This is a genomic window from Ochrobactrum chromiisoli (genome assembly GCF_026241335.1).
Lineage (GTDB): Bacteria > Pseudomonadota > Alphaproteobacteria > Rhizobiales > Rhizobiaceae > Brucella > Brucella chromiisoli.
Genome location: NZ_JAPHAV010000003.1, coordinates 1 through 22,327 on the forward strand (window position 1 = coordinate 1; position 22,327 = coordinate 22,327).

Sequence of the window (22,327 nt, forward strand, 5' to 3'; positions counted from 1 at the left end):
CCACACGTAAACATCGGCACGATTGGTCACGTTGACCATGGTAAAACGTCGCTGACCGCAGCAATCACCAAGTACTTCGGCGATTTCAAAGCGTATGACCAGATCGACGCTGCGCCAGAAGAAAAGGCACGTGGTATCACCATTTCGACATCGCATGTTGAATATGAAACTGCTGCTCGTCACTACGCACACGTCGACTGCCCAGGCCACGCTGACTATGTTAAGAACATGATCACCGGTGCTGCACAGATGGACGGCGCGATCCTGGTTGTTTCGGCCGCTGACGGTCCGATGCCACAGACCCGTGAGCACATCCTGCTCGCTCGTCAGGTTGGTGTTCCTGCGATCGTTGTGTTCCTGAACAAGTGCGATCAGGTTGACGATGCTGAACTTCTCGAACTCGTAGAGCTCGAAGTTCGTGAACTTCTCTCGAAGTACGACTTCCCAGGCGATGAAACGCCAATCATCAAGGGCTCGGCTCTTGCTGCTCTGGAAGATTCTTCGAAGGAACTCGGCGAAGACGCAATCCGCAACCTGATGGCTGCTGTTGACGATTATATCCCAACACCAGAACGTCCAGTTGATCAGCCATTCCTGATGCCAATCGAAGACGTGTTCTCGATTTCGGGTCGTGGTACTGTTGTGACCGGTCGTGTTGAACGCGGCATCATCAAGGTTGGTGAAGAAGTTGAAATCGTTGGCATCAAGGCCACCGGCAAGACGACTGTTACCGGCGTTGAAATGTTCCGCAAGCTGCTCGATCAGGGCCAGGCTGGCGATAACATCGGTGCACTGGTTCGCGGTATTGGCCGTGAAGACGTTGAACGTGGTCAGGTTCTCTGCAAGCCAGGTTCGGTTAAGCCACACACCAAGTTCAAGGCAGAAGCTTACATTCTGACCAAGGACGAAGGTGGCCGTCACACACCATTCTTCACCAACTACCGTCCACAGTTCTACTTCCGTACGACGGACGTGACCGGTGTTGTTACCCTGCCAGAAGGCACGGAAATGGTTATGCCTGGCGACAACGTTACCGTTGACGTTACGCTGATCGTGCCGATCGCAATGGAAGAGAAGCTCCGCTTCGCTATCCGTGAAGGTGGCCGTACCGTTGGTGCAGGCATCGTCGCTTCGATCATCGAGTAATGAGATTTGACTGGCGGTTACGCCGCCAGTCTGGCATTTTAAATGCCAAATAGGGGTATAGCTCAGTTGGTAGAGCGACGGTCTCCAAAACCGTAGGTCGCGGGTTCGAACCCTGCTGCCCCTGCCATTTTTAAAACGGGTGCTTACGGCTTGACTGTGAGCGCCCGTTTTCTATATTCTGGAGCATAAGCCTGATCGGATTAAAACGAGGGGCGGTAAGATTATGCTTTATGTAGTCGGTCCTAGTGTGTTGGTCTCCTTCAATCAGATCAAAATGCTTTCAGGGTTGGATACATTTCCCGGCATGTTGGCCGGGTGAGCAGGGTCGCTGATACATGATTGAACGGTGTATTGAGCGAATTTCGTAAGGATCGGTGATCTCCGATAGGCCTGTATGGTATTCTTTTAACCAATGGGCTTGTTTTTTTTGAGAATCGATTCTATGTAACGTCAACAGACACGCGGTGCGTGGGGCTGAATCTTCAGCTTTGCGTACCGTATACGCGTGGGTTCCTGTTTTTGATTCGTTTTGGGTCGGAAATAGTGGTTCACCAAGCAAATAGAGTGGCAGATGGCATCCAAGACGAATCCGATCACCTTTTTTCAGCAGGTTCGCGCCGAAACGGCGAAAGTGACCTGGCCGACACGGCGTGAAACGATCATCTCGACGATCATGGTCGTGATCATGGCCTTTTTGGCTGCTACGTTCTTTTTTCTTGCCGATCAGCTTATGGCCTATGGCGTAGAATTTATACTTGGCCTTGGCCGCTAAGCAGGATTGGGGAGTTACGGGATGACAGCGCGCTGGTACATCGTTCACGCCTATTCCAACTTCGAAAAGAAGGTGGCCGAGGATATTCAAAGCAAGGCAGCTCAAAAAGGCCTTTCGAACCTTATTGAGCAGATTGTTGTGCCGACCGAGAAGGTTGTTGAAGTTCGCCGCGGCCGCAAGGTCGATGCTGAGCGCAAGTTCTTTCCGGGTTATGTTCTTGTTCAGGCGACGCTCACCGATGCTGTATTCTCGCTGATCAAGAATACGCCGCGTGTGACCGGGTTCCTTGGCGATTCAAAGCCGGTTCCTGTTTCGCAGAAGGAAGTGGATCAGATTCTGAATCAGGTTCAGGATGGTGCTGAGCGTCCGAAGACGTCTGTGACCTTTGAAATCGGTGAAAATGTCCGCGTTTCCGATGGTCCGTTTGCTTCGTTCAACGGCATTGTGCAGGAAGTTGATGAGGAGCGTGCGCGCCTCAAGGTTGAAGTTTCCATCTTCGGGCGTGCTACGCCTGTTGATCTTGAATACGGTCAGGTCGATAAGCTCTGATCGCTTTGCCCCTCGGGGCGTTCACCGTCAGCGGTGAATAAGGGTGGAAGGATAGGCGGCTTAGCCGGTCGCTGATTTCGCACCACCAAACTGCCAGTCAGTTTATCTGATGTCAGTCGAGAGCCGGGTTTCCGGCATTAATCGAGAACGCCGGTTTCCGGTATTTTTATGAAGGCAGAATGCAATGGCTAAGAAAATTGCAGGCCAGCTGAAGCTCCAGGTAGCAGCAGGTGCGGCCAATCCATCGCCTCCGATTGGTCCAGCTCTGGGTCAGCGCGGCATCAACATCATGGAATTCTGTAAGGCATTTAACGCTGCCACGCAGGAAATGGAAAAGGGTTCGCCTATTCCAGTCGTGATCACGTACTATCAGGATAAGTCTTTCACTTTTGTGATGAAGACGCCTCCGGTAACCTACTTCCTGAAGAAGGCTGCGAACCTCAAGTCCGGTTCGAAGGCTCCAGGCAAGGAAAAGGCCGGCACGATTGCGCGTGACAAGGTCCGCGAAATCGCTGAAGCGAAGATGAAAGATCTGAACGCAGCTGACATCGAAGCAGCTATGCGCATGGTCGAAGGTTCTGCCCGTTCGATGGGCCTGGAAGTGGTGGGCTAATACGATGGCGAAAATTTCCAAGCGCATTGCCAAGATCCGTGAAGGCGTTGATGTCAACAAGCTTTATGACCTGTCCGATGCAATCGGTCTGGTTAAAGAACGCGCTGTTGCAAAGTTCGACGAAACCATCGAAATCGCAATGAACCTCGGCGTTGACCCTCGTCATGCCGATCAGATGGTTCGTGGCGTTGTCAACCTTCCTAACGGCACTGGTCGTACTGTTCGCGTTGCTGTTTTTGCACGTGGCGACAAGGCTGAAGAAGCAAAGAAGGCTGGCGCTGACATCGTTGGTGCAGAAGAGCTGTTTGAAACCGTCAATAGCGGCAAGATCGAATTTGATCGCTGCATTGCCACCCCTGACATGATGCCACTCGTTGGTCGTCTTGGTAAGGTACTCGGCCCACGCGGTCTGATGCCAAACCCGAAGGTTGGTACTGTGACTGTCGATGTTGCAGCAGCTGTTACCGCTTCTAAGGGCGGCGCTGTTGAGTTCCGCGTTGAAAAGGCTGGTATCATCCACGCCGGTATCGGCAAGGTTTCCTTCGACAATCAGAAGCTCGAAGAAAACATCAAAGCCTTTGCTGATGCAGTTATCAAGGCGAAGCCTTCGGCTGCTAAGGGTGAATACGTTAAGCGCGTATCGATTTCTTCGACCATGGGCGTTGGCGTCAAGGTCGATCCGGCAACCGTTAAGGTCGTCGCTTAATTTCAGGGCTCCGGTTCGCCGGAGCCTTTGCCTGACCTTTCGGGGAGGGCAGTGGTCGCACGCCGGTGCTGCATAAGCAGTCGAAAGTGCAGAAATTCCGGATCGCAAGATCCGGATAGCCGGACGAAAGTCCGGTTATCCTGTCCGAGATTGCAGGCGGATCGAAACCTCCGGGTCAGATCCTTAAACCTATGGCCTGCATGAGACGTGGAATAACCCTGTTTCGCACGAATGTGCATGCAAGGTTTGAACCGTAGTTGCCTTTGAGTGAAGCCCGGTTTCCGGGATAGCTGAAGGGGACAGGATCCTCGAGCGTCGGGCCAGCTGTGAAGCTCGTCCGACAAAGGCAACCCGGCAGGATCATGTGATCCTGTCTACTGGAGAGAGACAGTGGATAGAGCGGAAAAACGCGAATTTGTCTCGTGGCTGAACGGTGCTTTTAAAGAGTCCGGTTCGGTCGTCGTGGCCCACTATACCGGTCTCACTGTTGCGCAGATGAGCGATCTTCGTTCAAAGATGCGTGACGCTGGTGGTACCGTTAAAGTCGCGAAAAACCGCCTTGCCAAGATCGCTCTTCAGGGCACGGAATCGGAAGGCATTGCTGATCTGTTCACAGGTCAGACGGTTGTTGCTTATGCAAACGACCCAATTGCTGCTCCGAAAGTAGCCGTCGAATTCGCCAAGGTTAACGACAAGCTCGTTATCCTCGGTGGTGCAATGGGTGCAACGACACTGAACGCCGATGGCGTCAAGTCGCTTGCTTCGCTCCCATCGCTCGACGAACTGCGCGCAAAGCTGGTTGGAATGATCCAAACCCCGGCTCAGCGTCTCGCAGTACTTACCAGCGCACCAGCGGGCCAGATCGCTCGCGTTATTGGCGCGCACGCCCGGAAGAACGAGGCGGCGTAAGGCCGTTTTTCGCTGTCAATTGTTCAAACCTTGAAACTAAGGAAATATCAAAATGGCTGATCTCGCAAAGATCGTTGACGACCTGTCGGCTCTGACCGTTCTCGAAGCTGCAGAACTTTCGAAGCTTCTGGAAGAAAAGTGGGGCGTTTCGGCTGCTGCTCCTGTAGCAGTTGCTGCTGCTGGCGCTGCTCCTGCTGCTGCTGCTGAAGAAAAGACCGAGTTTGACGTCGTTCTCGCTGACGGTGGCGCAAACAAGATCAACGTGATCAAGGAAGTTCGCGCGATCACTGGTCTCGGCCTCAAGGAAGCTAAGGACCTCGTTGAAGCAGCTCCTAAGGCTGTCAAGGAAGGCGCTTCCAAGGACGAAGCTGAAAAGATCAAGGCACAGCTCGAAGCAGCTGGCGCTAAGGTTGAACTTAAGTAAGTTCGCTTTTCTGGCGGATGGTTTCCATCCGCCAGTTCAACTCTGGGCTTGCATCTGGAGTAAATGCATGAAAAGAAACGAAAAGTGCGGAAATAGGTTCTCTTTATGCAAATCATAGTCAGGGCGATTTTATCTACGACGTTCTGATCCTTTTAAACCCTTTTTCTGATGGCCTTGATCAGGCTTTCAGAAAACGGGTTTAGCCCGTTAGAAGGACCGCCGAGAGGCGGCGCACGATAAAGGCCGCAAGGCGTGAGCAAGCCGTAAGGCTATAGAACGAGGAGCGACGATGGCTCAGACCCATTCTTTCAATGGTCGCAAGCGCGTACGCAAATTTTTCGGCAAGATTCCCGAGGTCGCGGAAATGCCTAACCTCATTGAGGTTCAAAAGGCATCTTACGACCAGTTCCTCATGGTTGAGGAACCTGCTGGCGGGCGTTCTGACGAGGGTTTGCAGGCGGTTTTCAAGTCTGTTTTCCCAATCCAGGATTTCTCCGGCGCTTCAATGCTGGAATTCGTTCGTTACGAATTCGATGCACCAAAATTCGACGTTGACGAATGCCGTCAGCGCGATTTGACGTATTCGGCACCTCTCAAGGTGACGCTGCGTCTCATCGTGTTCGATATTGATGAAGATACCGGCGCGAAGTCCATCAAGGACATCAAGGAGCAGGACGTTTACATGGGCGATATGCCGCTCATGACAGACAACGGCACCTTCATCGTCAATGGTACGGAACGTGTTATCGTTTCGCAGATGCACCGTTCACCGGGTGTGTTCTTCGATCACGACAAGGGTAAGACGCACTCCTCGGGCAAGCTTCTGTTTGCTGCGCGCGTTATTCCTTACCGTGGCTCGTGGCTTGACATCGAATTCGATGCCAAGGACGTGGTCTATGCGCGTATCGATCGTCGACGCAAGCTTCCGGCTACGACACTGCTAATGGCGCTCGGCATGGACGGCGAGGAAATCCTTTCGACGTTCTATAACACTGTCACCTATTCGCGTGACGGTGAAAACTGGCGTATCCCTTATTCGGTTGACCGCTTCAAGGGTATGAAGATCATCTCCGATCTCGTCGATGCGGACACAGGTGAAGTCGTTCTCGAAGCTGGCAAGAAGCTGACCGCGCGCTCCGCAAAGCAGCTTGCTGAAAAGGGCCTGAAATTCATCAAGGCAACCGAAGACGATCTTTTCGGTTCGTACCTTGCTGAAGATACCGTCAATTACGCAACCGGTGAGATTTATCTCGAAGCTGGTGACGAAATCGACGAAAAGGTTCTCAAGACGCTTCTCGACACAGGTGTGGAAGAGATCAAGGTTCTCGATATTGATCACATCAATATCGGTGCGTATATCCGTAACACGCTGGCCGTCGACAAGAACGAAAGCCGTCAGGAAGCACTGTTCGACATCTACCGCGTTATGCGTCCTGGTGAACCGCCGACAATGGACTCGGCTGAAGCCATGTTCAATTCGCTGTTCTTTGATGCTGAACGCTACGACCTTTCCGCTGTTGGTCGCGTGAAGATGAACATGCGTCTTGATCTGGATGCAGAAGACACCGTGCGCGTTCTGCGCAAGGAAGACATTATTGCTGTCGTCAAGATGCTCGTTGAACTGCGCGATGGCCGCGGTGAAATCGATGACATCGACAACCTCGGCAACCGTCGTGTGCGTTCGGTCGGCGAACTGATGGAAAATCAGTATCGTGTCGGTCTTCTGCGCATGGAACGTGCGATCAAGGAACGTATGTCCTCGATCGAAATCGACACGGTCATGCCGCAGGATCTGATCAACGCGAAGCCTGCTGCTGCAGCTGTTCGTGAATTCTTCGGCTCCTCGCAGCTGTCGCAGTTCATGGATCAGACCAATCCGCTTTCGGAGATCACCCATAAGCGCCGTCTTTCGGCTCTTGGACCTGGTGGTTTGACCCGTGAGCGTGCTGGCTTTGAAGTCCGCGACGTGCATCCGACCCACTATGGCCGTATCTGCCCGATTGAAACGCCGGAAGGCCCGAATATCGGTCTGATCAACTCGCTCGCAACTTTTGCCCGCGTCAACAAGTACGGCTTTATCGAAAGCCCGTACCGCAAGGTTGTCGATGGTAAGGTCACGTTCGACGTTGTCTATCTTTCGGCCATGGAAGAAGCAAAGCACTCGGTTGCTCAGGCAAATGTTGAGCTTGATGAGAATGGCAGTTTCGTAGACGAATTCGTCATCTGCCGTCATGCCGGCGAAGTGATGATGACGCCACGTGAAAACGTGGATCTGATGGACGTTTCGCCAAAGCAGCTCGTTTCGGTTGCTGCAGCGCTTATTCCGTTCCTCGAAAACGACGATGCGAACCGCGCTCTTATGGGTTCGAACATGCAGCGTCAGGCTGTTCCGCTTGTGCGTGCGGAAGCACCATTCGTCGGAACCGGCATGGAAGCGGTTGTTGCGCGTGACTCTGGTGCCGCTATTGCCGCTCGTCGCGGTGGTGTGGTCGATCAGGTTGACGCAACGCGTATCGTTATCCGCGCTACCGAAGACCTCGATCCGTCGAAGTCGGGCGTTGATATCTATCGTCTGCAGAAGTTCCAGCGTTCGAACCAGTCGACCTGTATCAACCAGCGTCCGCTTGTGCGCGTTGGTGATCCGATCGGTAAGGGCGACATCATTGCTGATGGTCCGTCAACTGATCTCGGCGATCTGGCTCTTGGCCGTAACGTGCTCGTCGCGTTCATGCCTTGGAACGGCTACAACTATGAAGACTCGATCCTCCTGTCGGAGAAGATCGTTTCGGAAGACGTCTTCACCTCGATTCACATTGAGGAATTCGAAGTTGCGGCACGTGACACCAAGCTTGGACCTGAGGAAATCACCCGCGATATTCCGAATGTTTCGGAAGAAGCGCTGAAGAACCTCGACGAAGCTGGTATCGTATACATCGGCGCTGAAGTGCATCCTGGCGACATTCTTGTCGGCAAGATCACGCCGAAGGGTGAAAGCCCGATGACGCCGGAAGAAAAGCTTCTGCGCGCTATCTTTGGTGAAAAGGCTTCGGACGTCCGTGACACCTCGATGCGTATGCCTCCGGGAACATACGGTACTATTGTTGAAGTTCGTGTATTCAATCGCCACGGCGTTGAAAAAGACGAACGTGCAATGGCGATTGAACGCGAAGAGATCGAACGTCTTGCCAAGGACCGCGACGACGAACAGGCGATTCTCGACCGTAACGTTTACGGCCGTCTCGTTGACATGATCGACGGTAAGGTTGCAGCCGCTGGCCCTAAGGGCTTCAAGAAGGGCACAACCATTACACGTGATCTCATCACCGAGTATCCGCGTTCGCAGTGGTGGCAGTTTGCTGTCGAAGACGAAAAGCAACAGGGCGAACTTGAAGCTCTGCGTGGCCAGTACGACGAATCCAAGAAGCTGCTCGAAGCACGCTTCATGGACAAGGTCGAAAAGGTACAGCGCGGCGACGAGATGCCTCCAGGCGTCATGAAGATGGTCAAGGTCTTTGTTGCTGTGAAGCGCAAGATCCAGCCAGGCGACAAGATGGCTGGCCGTCACGGCAACAAGGGTGTGGTATCCCGCATTCTGCCTGTCGAAGACATGCCGTTCCTCGAAGACGGTACGCATGCCGATATCGTGTTGAACCCGCTTGGCGTTCCAAGCCGCATGAATGTGGGCCAGATTCTGGAAACGCATCTGGGCTGGGCTTGTGCTGGCATGGGCAAGAAGATCGGTGAGCTTCTTGATGTTTATCGCAAGACGGCAGATATTCAGCCGCTGCGCGATACACTGGAGCACATCTATCCAGACAACGACCGCAATGAACCGGTCCGGTCTTATGATGACGATGCTGTCCTCATGCTGGCCAATCAGGTGAAGCGCGGCGTGTCGATTGCAACGCCGGTGTTTGATGGTGCGGTGGAAGCCGACATCAATGCGATGTTGACCGATGCAGGTCTTGCGACTTCTGGTCAGTCGACGCTGTATGATGGACGTACGGGTGAACCGTTCGATCGTCAGGTGACTATGGGCTACATCTATATGTTGAAGCTCCACCACCTGGTCGACGACAAGATCCACGCACGTTCCATTGGACCTTACTCGCTCGTCACCCAGCAGCCGCTTGGTGGTAAGGCGCAGTTCGGTGGTCAGCGCTTCGGTGAAATGGAGGTCTGGGCTCTGGAAGCATACGGTGCGGCTTACACGCTGCAGGAAATGCTTACAGTCAAGTCCGATGACGTTGCAGGCCGTACCAAGGTCTACGAAGCGATTGTTCGTGGCGATGATACGTTTGAAGCCGGTATTCCAGAAAGCTTCAACGTTCTTGTCAAGGAAATGCGTTCGCTCGGTCTCAATGTCGAGCTGGACGATACACGCGACGAGCAGCCGGCACTTCCGGACGCGGCGGAATAAAAACATCAAGGCGCGCCATGGTTCTGCCGTGGCGCGCCCGTAAGGTGTTTCCAGCAAACGTGTAAAATGTTTTGCGCTCACGAAATGCCGAACGGAATGTGCAGTGAAAACTGCGTAATACCGCGATTTCTTTTCAAGATGGCAGGGATTTTCAGCCTGTCATTGACGACACACAGGGCGGCGGATCGCCCTCAAGGAGAACGGCATGAACCAAGAGGTCATGAATCTTTTCAATCCTCAGGCTCCGGCACAGACGTTCGATTCCATCAGAATCTCGATTGCCAGCCCTGAGAAGATTCTGTCCTGGTCATACGGCGAGATCAAGAAGCCGGAGACGATCAACTATCGTACGTTCAAGCCAGAACGCGATGGTCTCTTCTGCGCGCGTATCTTTGGCCCGATCAAGGATTATGAATGCTTGTGCGGCAAGTACAAGCGTATGAAATACAAAGGCATTATCTGCGAAAAGTGCGGCGTGGAAGTTACGCTGTCGCGCGTTCGCCGTGAGCGCATGGGCCATATCGAACTGGCGGCGCCAGTTGCGCATATCTGGTTTTTGAAGTCGCTGCCATCGCGCATCGGTACGCTTTTGGATATGACGCTCAAGGATATTGAGCGCGTTCTGTATTTTGAAAACTACATTGTTACCGAACCGGGCCTGACTTCGCTGAAGGAGCATCAGCTTCTTTCGGAAGAAGAATATATGATTGCCGTCGATGAATTCGGCGAAGATCAGTTCACAGCCCTGATTGGTGCGGAAGCTATCTTTGAACTTCTGGCTTCGATGGATCTTCCAAACATCGCTGCAGATCTGCGCGTTGATCTGGCAGAAACTACATCGGAACTGAAGACCAAGAAGCTGATGAAGCGTCTCAAGATCGTTGAGAACTTCATGGAATCTGGCAACCGTCCTGAATGGATGATCATGAAGATCGTTCCGGTTATTCCACCGGATCTGCGTCCTCTGGTTCCACTGGACGGCGGTCGTTTTGCGACGTCCGATCTCAACGACCTTTACCGTCGCGTGATCAACCGTAACAACCGTCTGAAGCGTCTGATCGAGCTGCGCGCTCCAGGCATCATTATCCGTAACGAAAAGCGCATGTTGCAGGAAGCTGTTGACGCGCTGTTCGATAACGGTCGCCGTGGACGCACGATCACGGGTGCTAACAAGCGTCCGCTGAAGTCGCTCTCCGATATGCTCAAGGGCAAGCAGGGTCGCTTCCGTCAGAACCTTCTTGGTAAGCGCGTCGACTATTCGGGTCGTTCGGTTATCGTGACCGGTCCTGAACTGAAGCTGCACCAGTGCGGTCTGCCGAAGAAGATGGCGCTTGAGCTGTTCAAGCCATTCATCTACGCACGTCTTGATGCCAAGGGGTATTCCTCGACTGTCAAGCAGGCGAAGAAGCTGGTTGAAAAGGAACGTCCGGAAGTTTGGGATATCCTTGACGAAGTCATCCGTGAGCATCCGGTTCTTCTGAACCGTGCGCCGACGCTGCACCGTCTTGGTATTCAGGCATTCGAACCCACGCTGATCGAAGGCAAGGCCATTCAGCTGCATCCGCTCGTCTGTACAGCATTTAATGCTGACTTTGACGGTGACCAGATGGCTGTCCACGTTCCGCTGTCGCTGGAAGCGCAGCTTGAAGCCCGCGTGCTGATGATGTCCACCAACAACATTCTGCACCCGGCAAACGGCGCGCCGATCATCGTTCCTTCGCAGGACATGGTTCTTGGTCTCTATTATCTGTCAATCGTGGCAGACAAGGAGCCGGGCGAGGGCATGATGTTTGCCGATATGGGCGAACTTCAGCATGCTCTTGAAAACAAGGTTGTCACGCTGCACACCAAGATCAAAGGTCGTTTCAAGACTGTTGATGCAGAAGGCAATGTCGTTTCCAAGGTTTATGATACGACGCCGGGCCGTCTGATTACTGGTGAGCTTCTGCCGAAGCATCCGAACGTGTCGTTTGACATCTGTAATCAGGAGATGACCAAGAAAAACATCTCCAAGATGATCGACCACGTTTACCGCCATTGCGGTCAGAAAGAGACGGTGATTTTCTGCGATCGCATCATGCAGCTTGGCTTTGCCCATGCATGTCGTGCCGGTATTTCGTTCGGTAAGGATGACATGGTCATTCCTGACTCGAAAGCCAAGATCGTTGCAGAGACCGAAGCTCTGACGACCGAATACGAACAGCAGTACAATGACGGCCTGATCACTCAGGGCGAAAAGTACAACAAGGTCGTTGATGCCTGGGGTAAAGCGACTGACAAGATCACCGAAGAAATGATGGCCCGCATTAAGGCTGTTGAATTTGATCCGGTGACCGGTCGTCAGAAGCAGATGAACTCGGTTTACATGATGTCGCATTCGGGTGCCCGTGGTTCGGTCAACCAGATGCGTCAGCTTGGCGGTATGCGCGGTCTTATGGCCAAGCCGTCGGGTGAAATCATCGAAACCCCGATCATCTCGAACTTCAAGGAAGGTCTGACCGTGAACGAGTACTTCAACTCGACACACGGTGCCCGTAAGGGTCTTGCTGATACGGCCTTGAAAACGGCTAACTCGGGTTACCTGACACGTCGTCTCGTTGACGTTGCACAGGATGCGATTATTTCGGAAGTCGATTGCGGTGCCGAAATCGGTCTCACCATGCAGCCAATCGTCGATGCGGGTCAGATCGTTGCTCCAATCGGACAGCGCGTTCTGGGTCGTACGGCCCTTGATCCGATCCTGCATCCTGCAACCGGCGATGTTATCGTTGAAGCTGGCCGCATGATTGAGGAAAAGGACGTCGAAGTCATCGAAAAGGCTGGCATTCAGTCGATCCGTATTCGCTCGGCTTTGACCTGTCAGACGCGTAACGGCGTTTGCGCCAAGTGCTATGGTCGTGACCTTGCACGCGGCACACCGGTTAACCAGGGTGAAGCTGTTGGCGTTATCGCTGCACAGTCGATCGGTGAGCCGGGCACGCAGCTTACCATGCGTACCTTCCACTTGGGTGGTACGGCTCAGGTTGTCGATAGTTCGTATCTTGAAGCTTCGTATGAAGGCACCGTTAAGCTGCGTAACCGCAATGTGGTTCGCAACTCCGATGGCAACCTCGTTGTCATGGGCCGTAACATGGCGGTTCTGATTGTTGATGCTTCGGGCAAGGAACGTGCGGTTCACCGTGTAACCTATGGTTCACGTCTGTTCGTTGACGAAGGTGATGCAGTCAAGCGCGGTCAGCGTATTGCTGAGTGGGATCCGTACACCCGTCCTATCCTGACGGAAGTCGAAGGCTATATCGAGTTTGAAGATCTCGTTGATGGTCTTTCGGTTTCGGAAACGGCGGACGAATCCACGGGTATCACAAAGCGCGTCGTCATTGACTGGCGTTCGACACCACGTGGCGCGGACCTCAAGCCGGCTATGGTCATCAAGGACAAGAGCGGCAAGATCGCAAAGCTGTCGAAGGGTGGCGAAGCGCGCTTCCTGCTCTCGGTGGAAACGATCCTTTCGTTCGAGCCGGGTGCTCATGTTAACGCCGGTGACGTTATTGCGCGTCTGCCGATGGAAAGCGCAAAGACCAAGGATATTACCGGTGGTCTGCCACGCGTTGCGGAACTGTTCGAAGCTCGTCGTCCGAAGGACCATGCCGTCATCGCAGAGATTGATGGTACTGTCCGCTTCGGTCGCGATTACAAGAACAAGCGTCGCATCATCATCGAGCCAAACGACGATACGGTTGAGCCCGTTGAGTATCTGATCCCTAAGGGTAAGCCGTTCCATCTTCAGGATGGTGACGTTATCGAAAAGGGTGAATACATCCTCGACGGTAATCCTGCACCGCATGACATTCTGGCCATCAAGGGCGTGGAAGCACTTGCTTCTTACCTCGTGAACGAAATCCAGGAAGTCTATCGTCTTCAGGGCGTTCTGATCAACGACAAGCACATTGAAGTGATTGTTCGTCAGATGCTTCAGAAGATCGAAATTACGGAGCCGGGCGATACTGGTTACCTCACGGGTGATCACGTTGACCGTATTGAGCTTGACGAAGTGAATGATCGTCTGATCGAAGAAGGCAAGAAGCCAGGTTCGGGTAATCCGGTTCTGCTTGGTATTACCAAGGCTTCGCTGCAGACTCCTTCGTTCATCTCTGCTGCGTCGTTCCAGGAAACCACCCGCGTGCTTACCGAAGCTGCGGTTGCGGGCAAGATGGACACGTTGCAGGGGCTCAAGGAAAACGTCATTGTCGGCCGTCTCATCCCGGCTGGTACTGGCGGCATGACCAACCAGATCCGCCGCATTGCAACGGCTCGCGACGATCTCATCATCGACGAGCGCCGCAAGTCGACCGGTTCAACAGAAGCGAACGCGATGTTGACCGACATGACCAACAACGCAGCCGAATAGGCTGAGTGTTTGAACAAATAAAAAAGGCCGCCTTTCGGGGCGGCCTTTTTACGTTTGGATCAAAAGAAAAGGGCGGTTTGAAACCGCCCTTTGTCATTGGGAAAGCCGTTAACCGCTTTGCAGTTCGGCTATCCGCTACTTATTCCTCTTCGTCGTCGCCATCGAATTCGATGAGCGCGACTTCACCGGTCAGTGCTGTCTGCCAGGCACTCTTGTGTGGCTCTTCTTCCGGTTCTTCGGTGATTGTGCCCATCTCAACCAGCTCGGCTTCGTGATAGCCTTCTTCGGCGAGGATTGCGAGAACCGTCTGAACGAGATCTTCATCGTCGCCGGATTTCAGAAGAATATGGACTTCGATCGATTCCTCTTCACCTTCGTTCCAGACGTCGGCGATCACCAGATGGACAACCGGCGAATCGTTCTCTGTGGATGTGGGGGTGGATGACATTGAGAATTCCTTAATATTGTGTTGTTTTTCGACTCGGATGTGCTTCAATAGCGGCTGTTGGGGCCTTATGCTATGCTGGCACATGAAAATGACAGTTTTGCCGCGAAATAATCGCGATAGGCGGCTGAATGCGGCGCAATAACCTGTCCGGCAGGCACCAAAACGCGGCTTTGCGGCCTTTTGGTAAAGAAACTTAATGTCCTGCCCTTGACGAAACGCCCACAAACACGTATCAGCAGCCCATCTGAGCCGATGTGAGGCTGGCATTTTCGGAGCGACGCGCTCTGGAGTTCGCCTCAAACAGGGTTCGTTTTACGATCGAAATGCAACTTGCCGTTCGCATGAAGCTTTTGCTTCCTCTGCTTTTGTTCGGGGTGGCCGCTGATGGGGTGGCTGGTCCCGAATTTGTGCATGAGCACTCCGGTGAAACGGCCCTTATTGGGCGCCGATACGAGATTTTTTATAGAGGAAGGTTCAATGCCTACCGTAAACCAGTTGATCCGCAAGCCGCGTACTGCACCGGTAAAGCGTAATAAGGTTCCTGCTCTGCAGGCAAACCCACAGAAGCGCGGCGTTTGCACCCGTGTTTATACGACAACCCCTAAGAAGCCGAACTCGGCTCTTCGTAAGGTTGCCAAGATCCGTCTGACCAATGGCTTTGAAGTCATCGGTTACATTCCGGGTGAAGGTCACAACCTTCAGGAGCACTCCGTGGTTATGATCCGCGGCGGCCGCGTCAAGGATTTGCCGGGTGTGCGTTATCACATCATCCGCGGCGTACTTGATACCCAGGGTGTTAAGAACCGCAAGCAGCGTCGTTCCAAGTACGGTGCAAAGCGTCCTAAGTAAGAATTTTCCGGGGATACCGGCCGCCAGAATGGCGAGTTGAGCCCGATGTAATTGAAAGAATGAGACGAAATGTCCAGACGCCATAAAGCAGAAAAGCGTGAGATTAATCCGGATCCAAAGTTCGGTGATCTCGTTATCACGAAGTTCATGAATGCAGTTATGCTTCATGGCAAGAAGTCGGTTGCTGAAAGCATCGTATATGGTGCGCTTGAAGCAATCGAAGCCAAGGCGAAGTCAGAGCCGGTCGCGCTGTTCCATCAGGCGCTCGACAATGTTGCTCCGCATGTTGAAGTCCGGTCGCGCCGCGTTGGTGGTGCAACCTACCAGGTTCCGGTCGATGTGCGTTCAGAACGCCGCCAGGCACTTGCCATCCGCTGGCTGATCAATGCAGCTCGTGGTCGCAACGAAACAACGATGGTTGACCGTCTGTCCGGCGAATTGCTGGATGCGGCAAACAACCGTGGTTCCGCTGTCAAGAAGCGTGAAGACACGCATCGCATGGCAGAAGCCAACCGCGCGTTCTCGCATTACCGCTGGTAATCGTCGAACCCTATTCAAAGAGCAAAAACATGGCCCGCGAATATAAAATCGAAGACTACCGCAATTTCGGTATTATGGCTCACATCGACGCCGGTAAGACGACGATGACCGAGCGTATCCTGTTCTATACCGGTAAGAACCACAAGATTGGTGAAACCCATGATGGCGCGTCCACCATGGACTGGATGGAGCAGGAGCAGGAACGCGGTATCACCATCACGTCCGCTGCTACGACCACGTTCTGGCAGGGTCAGGATGGCAAGAAGCGCCGCTTCAACATCATCGACACCCCGGGCCACGTTGACTTCACGATTGAAGTTGAGCGTTCGCTCCGCGTTCTCGATGGCGCAATCGCTCTTCTCGATGCGAATGCTGGTGTTGAGCCGCAGACTGAAACTGTATGGCGTCAGGCTGAGAAGTACCACGTTCCACGTATGGTTTTCGTCAACAAGATGGACAAGATCGGTGCTGACTTCTACCGTTGCGTAGAAATGGTTGGCTCGCGTCTTGGTGCAGTCGCTCTTCCAGTTCAGCTGCCAATCGGTGCTGAAAACGAGTTTGAAGGCGTTATCGACCTTATCGAAATGAAGGCCCTGACTTGGGATGGCACAATCGGCGCATCTGCGACCGTTGGTGAAATTCCTGCAGACCTTAAGGATAAGGCTGAAGAATACCGCGAAAAGCTCATTGAGCTGGCAGTGGAAATCGATGAAGCTGCAATGGAAGCTTACCTCGAAGGCAACATGCCTACGAATGATGAGCTGCGTGCACTGATCCGCAAGGGCACCATCGACGTTAAGTTCCATCCTGTTCTTTGCGGTACAGCGTTTAAGAACCGTGGCATTCAGCCGCTTCTCGACGCTGTTGTTTCGTTCCTTCCTGCGCCGACCGATGTTCCTGCGATTAAGGGCATCGACGTTAAGACGGAAACCGAAACGACCCGTGAATCTTCGGATGAAGCACCACTTTCGATGCTCGCATTCAAGATCATGAACGATCCGTTCGTTGGTTCGCTGACATTCGCTCGTATCTATTCGGGCAAGCTGACCAAGGGCATTTCGCTCGAAAACACCGTTAAGGGCAAGCGTGAGCGTATCGGCCGTATGCTGCAGATGCACTCCAACTCACGTGAAGACATCGAAGAAGCTTTCGCAGGCGACATTGTTGCTCTGGCTGGCCTCAAGGAAACCACAACAGGTGATACGCTCTGCGATCCACTGAAGCCGGTTATTCTTGAACGCATGGAATTCCCTGATCCGGTTATCGAAATCGCGATTGAACCTAAGACCAAGGCCGACCAGGAAAAGATGGGCATTGCGCTCAACCGTCTGGCTGCTGAAGATCCTTCGTTCCGCGTTAAGTCTGATGAAGAATCCGGCCAGACGATCATCGCTGGCATGGGCGAACTTCATCTCGACATTCTCGTCGACCGCATGAAGCGTGAGTTCAAGGTAGAAGCAAATGTCGGCGCGCCGCAGGTTGCTTATCGTGAATCGATCACACGTCAGGCTGAAATCGATTACACCCACAAAAAGCAGTCGGGTGGTTCGGGTCAGTTTGCGCGCGTCAAGATCATCTTCGAACCACATGAAGGCGATGACTTCATCTTCGAATCCAAGATCGTTGGCGGTGCTGTTCCTAAGGAATACATCCCTGGTGTTCAGAAGGGTATCGAAAGCGTCATGGGTGCGGGTCCACTTGCTGGCTTCCCAATGCTCGGCGTGAAGGCAACCCTGATCGACGGTGCATACCACGATGTTGACTCTTCGGTTCTCGCCTTCGAAATCGCTGCCCGTGCAGCGTTCCGTGAAGGTGCACAGAAGGCTGGCGCACAGCTTCTTGAGCCAATCATGAAGGTTGAAGTGGTAACGCCTGAAGATTACGTCGGTGACGTAATTGGCGATCTGAATTCACGTCGTGGTCAGATCTCGGGTACGGAAGCACGTGGTATTGCGACGGTCGTCAATGCAAATGTTCCACTGGCCAACATGTTTGGTTACGTGAACAACCTGCGTTCGATGTCTCAGGGTCGTGCACAGTACACCATGCAGTTCGACCATTACGAGCCGGTTCCGACTGCGGTCGCACAGGAAATTCAGAAAAAGTTCGCGTAATCTTTGATTACGCCAAATATTAAAAGAGCCTGAGCAGGCTAGATATTAGGAGAGCTCAGATGGCAAAAAGCAAGTTTGAACGCAATAAGCCACACGTAAACATCGGCACGATTGGTCACGTTGACCATGGTAAAACGTCGCTGACCGCAGCAATCACCAAGTACTTCGGCGATTTCAAAGCGTATGACCAGATCGACGCTGCGCCAGAAGAAAAGGCACGTGGTATCACCATTTCGACATCGCATGTTGAATATGAAACTGCTGCTCGTCACTACGCACACGTCGACTGCCCAGGCCACGCTGACTATGTTAAGAACATGATCACCGGTGCTGCACAGATGGACGGCGCGATCCTGGTTGTTTCGGCCGCTGACGGTCCGATGCCACAGACCCGTGAGCACATCCTGCTCGCTCGTCAGGTTGGTGTTCCTGCGATCGTTGTGTTCCTGAACAAGTGCGATCAGGTTGACGATGCTGAACTTCTCGAACTCGTAGAGCTCGAAGTTCGTGAACTTCTCTCGAAGTACGACTTCCCAGGCGATGAAACGCCAATCATCAAGGGCTCGGCTCTTGCTGCTCTGGAAGATTCTTCGAAGGAACTCGGCGAAGACGCAATCCGCAACCTGATGGCTGCTGTTGACGATTATATCCCAACACCAGAACGTCCAGTTGATCAGCCATTCCTGATGCCAATCGAAGACGTGTTCTCGATTTCGGGTCGTGGTACTGTTGTGACCGGTCGTGTTGAACGCGGCATCATCAAGGTTGGTGAAGAAGTTGAAATCGTTGGCATCAAGGCCACCGGCAAGACGACTGTTACCGGCGTTGAAATGTTCCGCAAGCTGCTCGATCAGGGCCAGGCTGGCGATAACATCGGTGCACTGGTTCGCGGTATTGGCCGTGAAGACGTTGAACGTGGTCAGGTTCTCTGCAAGCCAGGTTCGGTTAAGCCACACACCAAGTTCAAGGCAGAAGCTTACATTCTGACCAAGGACGAAGGTGGCCGTCACACACCATTCTTCACCAACTACCGTCCACAGTTCTACTTCCGTACGACGGACGTGACCGGTGTTGTTACCCTGCCAGAAGGCACGGAAATGGTTATGCCTGGCGACAACGTTACCGTTGACGTTACGCTGATCGTGCCGATCGCAATGGAAGAGAAGCTCCGCTTCGCTATCCGTGAAGGTGGCCGTACCGTTGGTGCAGGCATCGTCGCTTCGATCATCGAGTAATTAGATTTGTGCAGGAGCGTCTCTCCGGAGGCGCTCCGCGTAACAAGGAACAGATCAAATGAACGGTCAAAACATCCGCATTCGCCTCAAGGCGTTTGATCATCGGATCCTTGACGCTTCGACGCGGGAAATCGTGTCGACTGCCAAGCGTACCGGTGCCAATGTGCGCGGACCGATCCCACTGCCAACACGGATCGAAAAGTTCACAGTAAACCGGTCGCCGCACATCGATAAGAAGAGCCGCGAACAGTTCGAGATGCGCACGCACAAGCGTCTTCTCGATATCGTTGACCCAACCCCACAGACTGTTGACGCGCTCATGAAGCTCGATCTGTCTGCCGGTGTTGATGTCGAGATCAAGCTCTAAGCGGCTTGAGGACGGAAGGAACGAACCCGATGCGTTCAGGTGTTATCGCACAAAAGCTGGGCATGACCCGCGTCTATAACGACGCCGGCGAACATGTACCAGTGACAGTTCTCCGCATGGAAGACTGCCACGTGGTCGCTCAGCGTACAGTTGAAAAGAATGGTTACACGGCTGTTCAGCTTGGCGTTGGACTTGCCAAGGTAAAGAACACAACCAAGGCTCTGCGCGGTCATTTCGCGAAGGCTGAAGTTGAGCCTAAGGCGAAAGTTGCGGAATTCCGCGTTTCTCCTGAAAACCTGCTCGAAGTCGGCGTGGAAATCACTGCCGAACATTTCGTCGCCGGCCAGAAGGTCGACGTGACGGGTACTTCGATCGGTAAAGGCTTTGCCGGTGTTATGAAGCGTCATAACTTTGCTGGTCATCGTGCATCGCACGGTAACTCAGTGACCCACCGCGCTCACGGCTCGACCGGTCAGCGTCAGGATCCAGGTAAAGTATTTAAAGGCAAGAAGATGGCCGGTCACATGGGTCAGACCCGTGTAACCACGCAGAATATCGAAGTCGTTTCGACTGATCTCGATCGCGGCCTTATCCTTGTCCGCGGTGCAGTTCCTGGCTCAAAGGGTGCATGGATCTACGTTCGCGACGCCGTAAAGGTTTCGCTGCCTGATAATGCTCCCAAGCCAGCTGGTTTGCGCCAAGCAGCACAGGCCAAGGTAGAAGCTGCTGTAGTTTCTGAAACTGCAGCGACTGAGGGAGCCGAATAATGGATCTCACAATTACAACCCTTGAAGGCAAGGATGCCGGCCAGGTCAAGTTGAACGAAGCTATCTTCGGTCTTGATCCACGCGACGACATTCTCCAGCGCGTCGTGCGCTGGCAGCTGGCTCGCCGCCAGCAGGGCTCTCACGATGCCAAGGGCCGCAGCGACATCAGCCGCACCGGTTCGAAGATGTATAAGCAGAAGGGTACGGGTCGCGCTCGTCACCATTCGGCTCGTGCACCGCAGTTCCGCGGCGGTGGTCAGGCTCACGGACCGGTTGTCCGTACGCATGATCATGATCTGCCAAAGAAGGTTCGCGCTCTCGGCTTGCGTCACGCTCTGTCGGCTAAGGCAAAGGCATCTGACCTGATCATCATCGATGATCTGGCAGCGTCTGAAGCCAAGACAAAGCAGCTTGTGTCGCAGTTCGCAAAGCTCGGTCTCGAAAATGCACTTCTTATCGGTGGTGCAGAGCTCGACGTGAACTTCCAGCGCGCTGCTTCGAACATCCCGAACATCGACGTTCTGCCAGTACAGGGCATCAATGTTTACGACATCCTGCGTCGTGGCAAGCTCGTGCTTTCCAAGGCAGCTGTCGAAGCACTCGAGGAGCGTTTTAAATGACCGATCTTCGCCATTATGACGTGATCGTCAGCCCAGTCATCACCGAGAAGTCGACCCTTGTTTCCGAACATAATCAGGTCGTCTTCAACGTAGCCCGCAAGGCGACGAAGCCGGAAATCAAGGCTGCAATCGAAGCGCTCTTCGGCGTCAAGGTTAAGGCTGTAAACACCACTGTGCGCAAAGGCAAAGTGAAGCGGTTCCGCGGCATTGTCGGGCGCCAGAGCGATGTCAAGAAAGCGATCGTAACTTTGGCTGAAGGCCAGAGCATCGACGTTTCGACAGGTCTCTGAGAGGCCATGGAGTAAAGACAATGGCACTCAAGCACTTTAATCCGATCACACCAGGCCAGCGTCAGCTGGTCATCGTGGACCGTTCGGAACTCTACAAGGGCAAGCCGGTCAAGTCATTGACCGAAGGTTTGTCCAAGAAGGGTGGCCGTAACAACACCGGTCGTATCACTGTCCGCTTTCAGGGCGGCGGTCACAAGCGTTCTTATCGTTTCATCGACTTCAAGCGTCGTAAGCATGATGTCGTAGCGACTGTAGAACGTCTGGAATACGATCCAAACCGCACCGCGTTTATCGCGTTGATCCGCTACGAAGACGGCGAGCTGAGCTACATTCTGGCTCCGCAGCGTCTGGCAGTTGGTGACAAGGTCATTTCCGGCCAGTCCGTCGACGTCAAGCCAGGCAATGCAATGCCGCTGTCGTCGATGCCAGTTGGTACCATTATCCACAATGTGGAAATGAAGCCGGGCAAGGGCGGTCAGATTGCACGTTCGGCTGGTGCTTATGCACAGCTCGTCGGTCGCGATCAGGGCATGGCTATCCTGCGTCTGAACTCGGGCGAACAGCGTCTGGTTTCGGGTGCATGCTTTGCAACGGTTGGTGCAGTATCCAATCCAGAGCACAGCAACATCAATGACGGTAAGGCCGGTCGTTCGGTTTGGCGCGGTAAGCGTCCACACGTTCGCGGCGTTGCCATGAACCCAGTTGACCACCCGCATGGTGGTGGTGAAGGCCGCACTTCTGGTGGTCGTCATCCGGTCACGCCTTGGGGCAAGCCTACGAAGGGTAAAAAGACCCGTTCGAACAAGGCGACCGATAAGTTCATCATGCGTTCGCGTCATCAGCGCAAGAAGTAAGAGAGGTAGTCTGAAGTGGCTCGTTCAGTTTGGAAAGGTCCGTTCGTCGATGGCTATCTTCTCAAGAAAGCTGAGAAGGTACGTGAGGGCGGTCGTAATGAAGTTATCAAGATGTGGAGCCGTCGCTCCACGATCTTGCCGCAGTTCGTTGGCCTGACCTTCGGTGTTTATAACGGCAACAAGCATGTGCCGGTATCGATCTCCGAAGAAATGGTTGGACATAAGTTCGGTGAATTCGCGCCGACGCGTACCTATTACGGTCACGGCGCGGACAAGAAGTCAAAGAGGAAGTAACA

General features: G+C 53.5%; 20 protein-coding genes and 1 tRNA gene. 20 read left to right on the forward strand and 1 reads right to left on the reverse strand.

All coding sequences use genetic code 11. From position 1 onward, the window contains the following. From tuf (OPR82_RS09150) to rpoC, 10 genes are all read left to right on the forward strand, one after another. On the forward strand, positions 1-1,146 hold a 1,146-nt coding region (gene tuf, locus OPR82_RS09150), incomplete at its 5' end, for an elongation factor Tu (RefSeq protein WP_265984499.1). 51 nt (positions 1,147-1,197) lie between these two features. Further along, positions 1,198-1,273 (forward strand) — tRNA-Trp (locus OPR82_RS09155). 444 nt (positions 1,274-1,717) lie between these two features. Further along, positions 1,718-1,918, forward strand: a complete 201-nt coding sequence (gene secE / locus OPR82_RS09160; RefSeq protein WP_094504999.1) for a preprotein translocase subunit SecE — start codon at positions 1,718-1,720, stop codon at positions 1,916-1,918. Positions 1,919-1,939: 21 nt separating this feature from the next. Next, positions 1,940-2,467, forward strand: a complete 528-nt coding sequence (gene nusG / locus OPR82_RS09165; protein WP_265984500.1) for a transcription termination/antitermination protein NusG — start codon at positions 1,940-1,942, stop codon at positions 2,465-2,467. Between the two features lie 184 nt (positions 2,468-2,651). Further along, entirely contained in the window at positions 2,652-3,080 is a 429-nt protein-coding gene (gene rplK / locus OPR82_RS09170) for a 50S ribosomal protein L11 (protein ID WP_265984501.1), read from the forward strand. Between the two features lie 4 nt (positions 3,081-3,084). Next, on the forward strand, positions 3,085-3,786 hold the full coding sequence (gene rplA, locus OPR82_RS09175; protein ID WP_265984502.1) for a 50S ribosomal protein L1: 702 nt from the start codon (positions 3,085-3,087) through the stop codon (positions 3,784-3,786). A 390-nt stretch (positions 3,787-4,176) separates the two neighbouring features. After that, a complete protein-coding gene (gene rplJ / locus OPR82_RS09180) occupies positions 4,177-4,695 on the forward strand; it encodes a 50S ribosomal protein L10 (protein WP_265984503.1) in 519 nt (172 codons plus the stop codon). A gap of 52 nt (positions 4,696-4,747) precedes the next feature. Then, positions 4,748-5,119 carry a 50S ribosomal protein L7/L12 gene (gene rplL, locus OPR82_RS09185; RefSeq protein WP_024898616.1) on the forward strand — a complete coding sequence of 124 codons (372 nt, stop codon included), beginning with the start codon at positions 4,748-4,750 and terminating at the stop codon, positions 5,117-5,119. 289 nt (positions 5,120-5,408) lie between these two features. Further along, positions 5,409-9,539: a DNA-directed RNA polymerase subunit beta gene (gene rpoB, locus OPR82_RS09190; RefSeq protein WP_265984504.1), complete on the forward strand. Its 4,131-nt coding sequence runs from the start codon at positions 5,409-5,411 to the stop codon at positions 9,537-9,539. Positions 9,540-9,744: 205 nt separating this feature from the next. Beyond that, positions 9,745-13,947, forward strand: coding sequence for a DNA-directed RNA polymerase subunit beta' (rpoC, locus tag OPR82_RS09195; protein WP_265984505.1), 4,203 nt, complete (start codon positions 9,745-9,747; stop codon positions 13,945-13,947). Between the two features lie 139 nt (positions 13,948-14,086). Here the strand turns inward: rpoC and OPR82_RS09200 are convergent, their stop codons facing one another. After that, positions 14,087-14,395 (reverse strand): hypothetical protein, encoded by a 309-nt coding sequence (locus tag OPR82_RS09200; protein WP_265984506.1) that lies wholly within the window; start codon positions 14,393-14,395, stop codon positions 14,087-14,089. Positions 14,396-14,872: 477 nt separating this feature from the next. On the opposite strand from OPR82_RS09200, the gene rpsL reads away from it, so the two are divergent. The 10 genes from rpsL to rpsS all read left to right on the forward strand — a co-directional run bounded on the left by rpsL (position 14,873) and on the right by rpsS (position 22,325). Then, positions 14,873-15,244: a 30S ribosomal protein S12 gene (rpsL, locus tag OPR82_RS09205; RefSeq protein ID WP_006168377.1), complete on the forward strand. Its 372-nt coding sequence runs from the start codon at positions 14,873-14,875 to the stop codon at positions 15,242-15,244. A 69-nt stretch (positions 15,245-15,313) separates the two neighbouring features. Continuing rightward, positions 15,314-15,784 (forward strand): 30S ribosomal protein S7, encoded by a 471-nt coding sequence (rpsG, locus tag OPR82_RS09210; RefSeq protein ID WP_140904453.1) that lies wholly within the window; start codon positions 15,314-15,316, stop codon positions 15,782-15,784. 29 nt (positions 15,785-15,813) lie between these two features. Beyond that, entirely contained in the window at positions 15,814-17,898 is a 2,085-nt protein-coding gene (fusA, locus tag OPR82_RS09215; protein WP_265984507.1) for an elongation factor G, read from the forward strand. A 59-nt stretch (positions 17,899-17,957) separates the two neighbouring features. Continuing rightward, on the forward strand, positions 17,958-19,133 hold the full coding sequence (gene tuf, locus OPR82_RS09220; RefSeq protein WP_265984508.1) for an elongation factor Tu: 1,176 nt from the start codon (positions 17,958-17,960) through the stop codon (positions 19,131-19,133). A 58-nt stretch (positions 19,134-19,191) separates the two neighbouring features. Next, a complete protein-coding gene (gene rpsJ, locus OPR82_RS09225; protein ID WP_002964363.1) occupies positions 19,192-19,500 on the forward strand; it encodes a 30S ribosomal protein S10 in 309 nt (102 codons plus the stop codon). Positions 19,501-19,529: 29 nt separating this feature from the next. Beyond that, positions 19,530-20,267 (forward strand): 50S ribosomal protein L3, encoded by a 738-nt coding sequence (gene rplC, locus OPR82_RS09230; RefSeq protein WP_265984509.1) that lies wholly within the window; start codon positions 19,530-19,532, stop codon positions 20,265-20,267. After that, positions 20,267-20,887: a 50S ribosomal protein L4 gene (gene rplD, locus OPR82_RS09235; RefSeq protein ID WP_265984510.1), complete on the forward strand. Its 621-nt coding sequence runs from the start codon at positions 20,267-20,269 to the stop codon at positions 20,885-20,887. The genes rplC and rplD overlap by 1 nt, the downstream gene beginning before the upstream one ends. Next, complete coding sequence (locus OPR82_RS09240) at positions 20,884-21,177, forward strand: 50S ribosomal protein L23 (RefSeq protein WP_007875343.1); 294 nt, start codon at positions 20,884-20,886, stop codon at positions 21,175-21,177. Before rplD ends, OPR82_RS09240 begins: the two co-directional genes overlap by 4 nt. A 20-nt stretch (positions 21,178-21,197) precedes the next feature. Then, positions 21,198-22,031, forward strand: coding sequence for a 50S ribosomal protein L2 (rplB, locus tag OPR82_RS09245; RefSeq protein WP_265984511.1), 834 nt, complete (start codon positions 21,198-21,200; stop codon positions 22,029-22,031). Between the two features lie 15 nt (positions 22,032-22,046). Continuing rightward, positions 22,047-22,325: a 30S ribosomal protein S19 gene (rpsS, locus tag OPR82_RS09250; RefSeq protein ID WP_140904458.1), complete on the forward strand. Its 279-nt coding sequence runs from the start codon at positions 22,047-22,049 to the stop codon at positions 22,323-22,325. Positions 22,326-22,327 lie beyond the last annotated feature (2 nt).

Bases quoted from the DNA above. Each gene is read 5' to 3' on its own strand.
- rpsL (WP_006168377.1), top strand. From the start codon at position 14,873: ATGCCTACCGTAAACCAGTTGATCCGCAAGCCGCGTACTGCACCGGTA.
- rplK (WP_265984501.1), top strand. From the start codon at position 2,652: ATGGCTAAGAAAATTGCAGGCCAGCTGAAGCTCCAGGTAGCAGCAGGT.
- OPR82_RS09200 (WP_265984506.1), bottom strand. From the start codon at position 14,395: ATGTCATCCACCCCCACATCCACAGAGAACGATTCGCCGGTTGTCCAT.
- OPR82_RS09240 (WP_007875343.1), top strand. From the start codon at position 20,884: ATGACCGATCTTCGCCATTATGACGTGATCGTCAGCCCAGTCATCACC.
- rplD (WP_265984510.1), top strand. From the start codon at position 20,267: ATGGATCTCACAATTACAACCCTTGAAGGCAAGGATGCCGGCCAGGTC.
- rpsJ (WP_002964363.1), top strand. From the start codon at position 19,192: ATGAACGGTCAAAACATCCGCATTCGCCTCAAGGCGTTTGATCATCGG.
- rplA (WP_265984502.1), top strand. From the start codon at position 3,085: ATGGCGAAAATTTCCAAGCGCATTGCCAAGATCCGTGAAGGCGTTGAT.
- rpoB (WP_265984504.1), top strand. From the start codon at position 5,409: ATGGCTCAGACCCATTCTTTCAATGGTCGCAAGCGCGTACGCAAATTT.
- fusA (WP_265984507.1), top strand. From the start codon at position 15,814: ATGGCCCGCGAATATAAAATCGAAGACTACCGCAATTTCGGTATTATG.
- rplC (WP_265984509.1), top strand. From the start codon at position 19,530: ATGCGTTCAGGTGTTATCGCACAAAAGCTGGGCATGACCCGCGTCTAT.
- nusG (WP_265984500.1), top strand. From the start codon at position 1,940: ATGACAGCGCGCTGGTACATCGTTCACGCCTATTCCAACTTCGAAAAG.
- rpoC (WP_265984505.1), top strand. From the start codon at position 9,745: ATGAACCAAGAGGTCATGAATCTTTTCAATCCTCAGGCTCCGGCACAG.
- secE (WP_094504999.1), top strand. From the start codon at position 1,718: ATGGCATCCAAGACGAATCCGATCACCTTTTTTCAGCAGGTTCGCGCC.
- rplL (WP_024898616.1), top strand. From the start codon at position 4,748: ATGGCTGATCTCGCAAAGATCGTTGACGACCTGTCGGCTCTGACCGTT.
- rpsG (WP_140904453.1), top strand. From the start codon at position 15,314: ATGTCCAGACGCCATAAAGCAGAAAAGCGTGAGATTAATCCGGATCCA.
- rplB (WP_265984511.1), top strand. From the start codon at position 21,198: ATGGCACTCAAGCACTTTAATCCGATCACACCAGGCCAGCGTCAGCTG.
- tuf (WP_265984508.1), top strand. From the start codon at position 17,958: ATGGCAAAAAGCAAGTTTGAACGCAATAAGCCACACGTAAACATCGGC.